This is a genomic window from Burkholderia sp. BCC1640 (genome assembly GCF_902833125.1).
In the GTDB taxonomy this organism is placed as follows: Bacteria; Pseudomonadota; Gammaproteobacteria; order Burkholderiales; family Burkholderiaceae; genus Burkholderia; species Burkholderia diffusa.
The window spans coordinates 1-4,124 of record NZ_CADFEF010000070.1 but is presented as its reverse complement, the minus strand read 5'-3'; the positions used below and the strand labels follow the sequence as shown (position 1 = coordinate 4,124).

The window sequence follows — 4,124 nt, the reverse complement described above, 5'->3', positions numbered from 1 at the left end:
AGGAACGCGCCGTCGACGTGGATCGCCTGCATCTTCTTCCAGTCGGCGAACGAGTAGTTCTCGATCGGGTTGACGATCTGGATGCCCGCGTTCGACACGAGGATGTCGACCGAGCCGAACGTTTCGGCCACCTTGTCGATGCCGCTGTTGACCGCTTCTTCGCTGGTCACGTCCATCGCGACGCCGATCGCCTTGCCGCCTCCCTTGTTGATCTCGTCGGCAACCGCGTTTGCGCCGTCCTGGTTCAGGTCGGCGATCGCGACCGCGGCGCCCGCCTTGGCCAGCTCCAGTGCGATTTCCTTGCCGATGCCGCTTGCGGCGCCCGTGACGACTGCGGTCTTGCCGCTCAGATCTGCTGCCATGTCCGTCTCCTTCCGTTATCGGATCGAAAAAGCGCGCCCCGCTGCATCCGCTTTCGTCGCGCGGTCGTGCAGACAGGCCAGCCGCTATTGTGCACGATCGGCCCCGCCGTTCGCGCGCAAAACGTCTAAGCTTAAGGTCGGTTCCGAGTCGCGGGAGACGCCCATGCACTATCGACGGCTAGGCCGCTCCGGCCTGCAGATCAGCGCGCTTTCGCTCGGCTCGTGGGTCACCTACGGCAACCAGGTCGACCAGCGGGTTGCCCGTGAATGCCTTGCGGCGGCCCGCGATGCGGGCGTCAATTTCTTCGACAACGCCGAGGTCTATGCGGGTGGAAAATCCGAGGAAATCATGGGCCAGGCGCTCAAGTCGCTCGGCTGGCCGCGCATCAGCTATCTCGTGTCCACCAAGTTCTTCTGGGGACTCGCGGAAGCGCCGAACCAATACCACACGCTGAACCGGAAATATCTGCTGAACGCGATCGACGGCTCGCTGCGCCGGCTGCAGCTCGACTATGTCGACCTCGTGTACTGCCATCGCCCCGATCCGAACACGCCGATCGAGGAGACCGTCTGGGCGATGAGCGACATGATCGTACGCGGTAAGGCGCTGTACTGGGGCACGTCCGAATGGAGCGCCGACGAGATCCGCGCCGCGTACGAAATTGCCGAGCGGCACCATCTGCACAAGCCGGTCGTCGAGCAGCCTCAGTACAACCTGTTCCATCGTACCCGGGTCGAGCAGGAATACGCGCGGCTCTATGAAGACTACGGCCTCGGCCTGACGACCTGGAGCCCGCTGGCATCGGGGCTGCTCACCGGCAAGTACCGGAACGGGGTACCGCCGGGTAGCCGCGCGCAACTGCCGGGCTACGACTGGCTCCGCGCCCGGCTGACGGATTCGGCCAGCAACGACGTGGTCGAACGGCTCGGCGCGATCGCGGCCGAATTCGGCTGCAGCACCGCCCAACTGGCGATCGCATGGATACTCGCGAATCCGCGCGTGAGCTCTGTTATTACGGGCGCGTCGCGGATCGAGCAGATCGGCGACAACATGCGCGCGCTCGACGTCGCCGCGAAGCTGACGCCGGAGGTCAAGCAACGTATCGAGGAGGCCGTCGGCGACGCATTCGAGTAAGGCGACTCACGCCCACTCGCGTACAATACGCGGCCGCATTGGCGCGCGGCCCGACGGGCCACGCGCAATCGTCCGTTTTCATCGATTCATCCTTCGTTTCAGGCAGCCCGCCATGCTCAGTTATCGTCACGGTTTTCATGCAGGCAACCACGCGGACGTGCTCAAGCACGCCGTCGTCGTCCAGCTGCTGCGCTACCTGAACAAGAAAGACAAGTCGTACTGGTACATCGACACGCACGCCGGCGCCGGCGTGTATTCGCTGCGCGACGGTTATGCCGCCAAGACAGGAGAATTCGACACCGGCATTGGGCCGCTATGGAACGAAAAGAACCTACCCGAGGCACTCGGTGATTACGTCGACGAGGTGCGCGCGCTGAACGACGACGGCGAGCTTCGCTACTATCCGGGCTCGCCGTATCTCGCATGGCGATCGATGCGCGAGCAGGATCGAATGCGCCTGTTCGAAATGCATACGACGGAAATCGACGTGCTGCGTCACAACTTCCGCGATGCGGGGCGCCGTGCAATGATTTTCGCCGGTGACGGCTTCGAGGGCATCAAGGCGCTGCTGCCGCCGCCGCCGCGACGCGCGCTGGTGCTGATCGATCCGTCCTATGAGGACAAGAAGGACTACGCGCGCACGGTGACTTGCGTAACGGAATGCCTCAAACGTTTCGCGACCGGCTGTTACGCGATCTGGTATCCGCAGGTTGCACGGGTGGAATCGCAGCGTTTTCCGGAGCAGCTCAAGCGCCTGCAACCGAACAACTGGCTGCACCTCACGCTGACGGTATCGAATCCGCCGGCAGACGGCCTGGGCCTTTACGGCAGCGGAATGTTCATCCTGAATCCGCCGTACACACTCGCGCAGAGCATGAACGAAGCGCTGCCCTATCTCGTCGAACGCCTGGGGCAGGATAGCGGCGCCCGGTTCCAGATCGAGCACCGCGGGAACTGAGCGGACGTCTTGCCGTTATGGCTGCGGTCTGGGCGTGGGTCTCTGCTGGTTGGCTGGCGACACGCCCCAGCCGGGCACATTGATATACGGCGCGACAAACAGCGGGATCGATGAATTCGACCTCTGCCCGGCCGGCGCTCGCATGCCTGCGGGCTCGACGATCGGCTCGGACGATAACGGAGCCGTTTGCAACACCAGGCCGCCCTTGCCATCCTGGATCCCACGTTGTGTATCGAGAATCAGCGGCTTGGACGACGTCGCCGCCCCGGCCGCCACGCCGTGAGCGAGCACGACAGCCCCCAGAACGAGACGCACGCGAGAAACGTGACGCACATCGAGACACAAGCGCATGGTCATATTCTTCCGGTTAAAAACAGGCCCATACCATAGCGCCGCGCCGACGATTTCGCCAGATCAAGCGCACAAAAAACAAAGCCCCGTCAACACGGGGCTTGCTTTTCGTTCGGTGCCACACGGCACCTGACGGTGACTCCGATTACAGCGAGTAGCCGTTGGTTTCGAGCGAGCGGATGCGGCTCTCGAGCTGGACGATGTCCGACGACGTGGCGAGGTATGCCTCACGGCGCTCACGTTCTGCGGATTCGAACCAGTTGCTCAGCTTTTCAACGATGTAGGCGATCATGATGTTCTCCAAGGAAGGGGGACCCCTGGCGAATCGAGATTCAGGGATTTCCCGTATAGGGTTATCCCGAATTATAGCGATGCCGCACCAAGATGCTAGTGAAATGCTTGCATGGGAACCATTCCATTTTGGAATGGCTTATGAAATATCCGCTTTAACTCATTGATTTTTATGAATATCGAGTCGTGGCCGCTTTTCGGCCTGGAGAGTATGCACTAATCTGGTTCACCGATCGGTTCGGCCAGGCGCGCCAAGATCGGGCATTCAGGTCGTTCGTCACCATGGCAGTGCGCGGCGAGATCGGCGAGCGTATTGCGCATATCGCTCAATTCCGCGATGCGTTTGTCGAGTTCAGCCACGTGTTCGAGGGCGATTGACTTCACTTCGACACTGGCGCGGGCGCGGTCCTGCCAAAGCATCAGCAGTTTGCGGATATCCTCGACGAGAAAACCGAGCCGCCGCGCCTGGCGGATGAAGCGCAGGATATGGACTTCGTCCGAACCGTAGATCCGGTATCCAGCGTCGCTACGCTTGCTGGGCGCAAGAAGACCAACCTGTTCGTAGTATCGGATCATTTTTGCGCTGACGCCGGATTCGCGCGACGCGTCGCCGATATTCATTCGCTGCCCTCTCTCTCCATCAAGCACTGGTTCGAACATGAACGTCGAGGCAAGCAACCCGTCGACGACGCTTCTATCGTATCAAATCGGGAGATTTCGTTCCGGCGCGGGCGGTGACGACGGAATCGACGGCAATCCAGATGATTTTATTGAGGTAAGTTGCGGCGAGATCTGCCAGCTCGGGAGAGCATGCAGTTTGCAAGATGTGGACGGTTCTCTGTCATCTCGCGCATTTCCGTCGCGCCAATGCAAAAACCCCCGCCTTGTCGGGCGGGGGTTTCTGGCTTGAGGGAGCCTGACGATTACCTACTTTCACACGGGAATCCGCACTATCATCGGCGTAGAGTCGTTTCACGGTCCTGTTCGGGATGGGAAGGGGTGGGACCGACTCGCTATGGTCATCAGG

The 4,124-nt window shown here is 61.2% G+C and carries 6 protein-coding genes and 1 rRNA gene; 2 read left to right on the top strand and 5 right to left on the bottom strand.

Annotated elements, in window-relative coordinates; translation table 11 throughout:
* The coding region (locus HWX25_RS32390) for an SDR family NAD(P)-dependent oxidoreductase (protein ID WP_175912644.1) at positions 1-362 on the bottom strand (362 nt) is incomplete at its 3' end.
* 163 nt (positions 363-525) lie between these two features.
* On the opposite strand from HWX25_RS32390, the gene HWX25_RS32385 reads away from it, so the two are divergent.
* Together HWX25_RS32385 and rlmJ are read left to right on the top strand one after the other, a co-directional pair.
* The gene (locus HWX25_RS32385; RefSeq protein WP_175912642.1) at positions 526-1,497 is read left to right on the top strand and encodes an aldo/keto reductase; all 972 of its coding nucleotides are present in this window, start codon (positions 526-528) and stop codon (positions 1,495-1,497) included.
* 112 nt (positions 1,498-1,609) lie between these two features.
* Positions 1,610-2,455 (top strand): 23S rRNA (adenine(2030)-N(6))-methyltransferase RlmJ, encoded by an 846-nt coding sequence (gene rlmJ, locus HWX25_RS32380; RefSeq protein ID WP_175912640.1) that lies wholly within the window; start codon positions 1,610-1,612, stop codon positions 2,453-2,455.
* Positions 2,456-2,470: 15 nt separating this feature from the next.
* On the opposite strand, the gene HWX25_RS32375 is transcribed toward rlmJ, so the two are convergent.
* From HWX25_RS32375 to rrf, 4 genes are all read right to left on the bottom strand, one after another.
* The gene (locus HWX25_RS32375; RefSeq protein WP_175912647.1) at positions 2,471-2,806 is read right to left on the bottom strand and encodes a hypothetical protein; all 336 of its coding nucleotides are present in this window, start codon (positions 2,804-2,806) and stop codon (positions 2,471-2,473) included.
* Positions 2,807-2,951: 145 nt separating this feature from the next.
* On the bottom strand, positions 2,952-3,098 hold the full coding sequence (locus tag HWX25_RS32370; RefSeq protein ID WP_006478295.1) for a DUF3563 family protein: 147 nt from the start codon (positions 3,096-3,098) through the stop codon (positions 2,952-2,954).
* 215 nt (positions 3,099-3,313) lie between these two features.
* A complete protein-coding gene (cueR, locus tag HWX25_RS32365) occupies positions 3,314-3,718 on the bottom strand; it encodes a Cu(I)-responsive transcriptional regulator (RefSeq protein ID WP_059820591.1) in 405 nt (134 codons plus the stop codon).
* Between the two features lie 293 nt (positions 3,719-4,011).
* Positions 4,012-4,124, bottom strand: a 5S ribosomal RNA gene (gene rrf, locus HWX25_RS32360).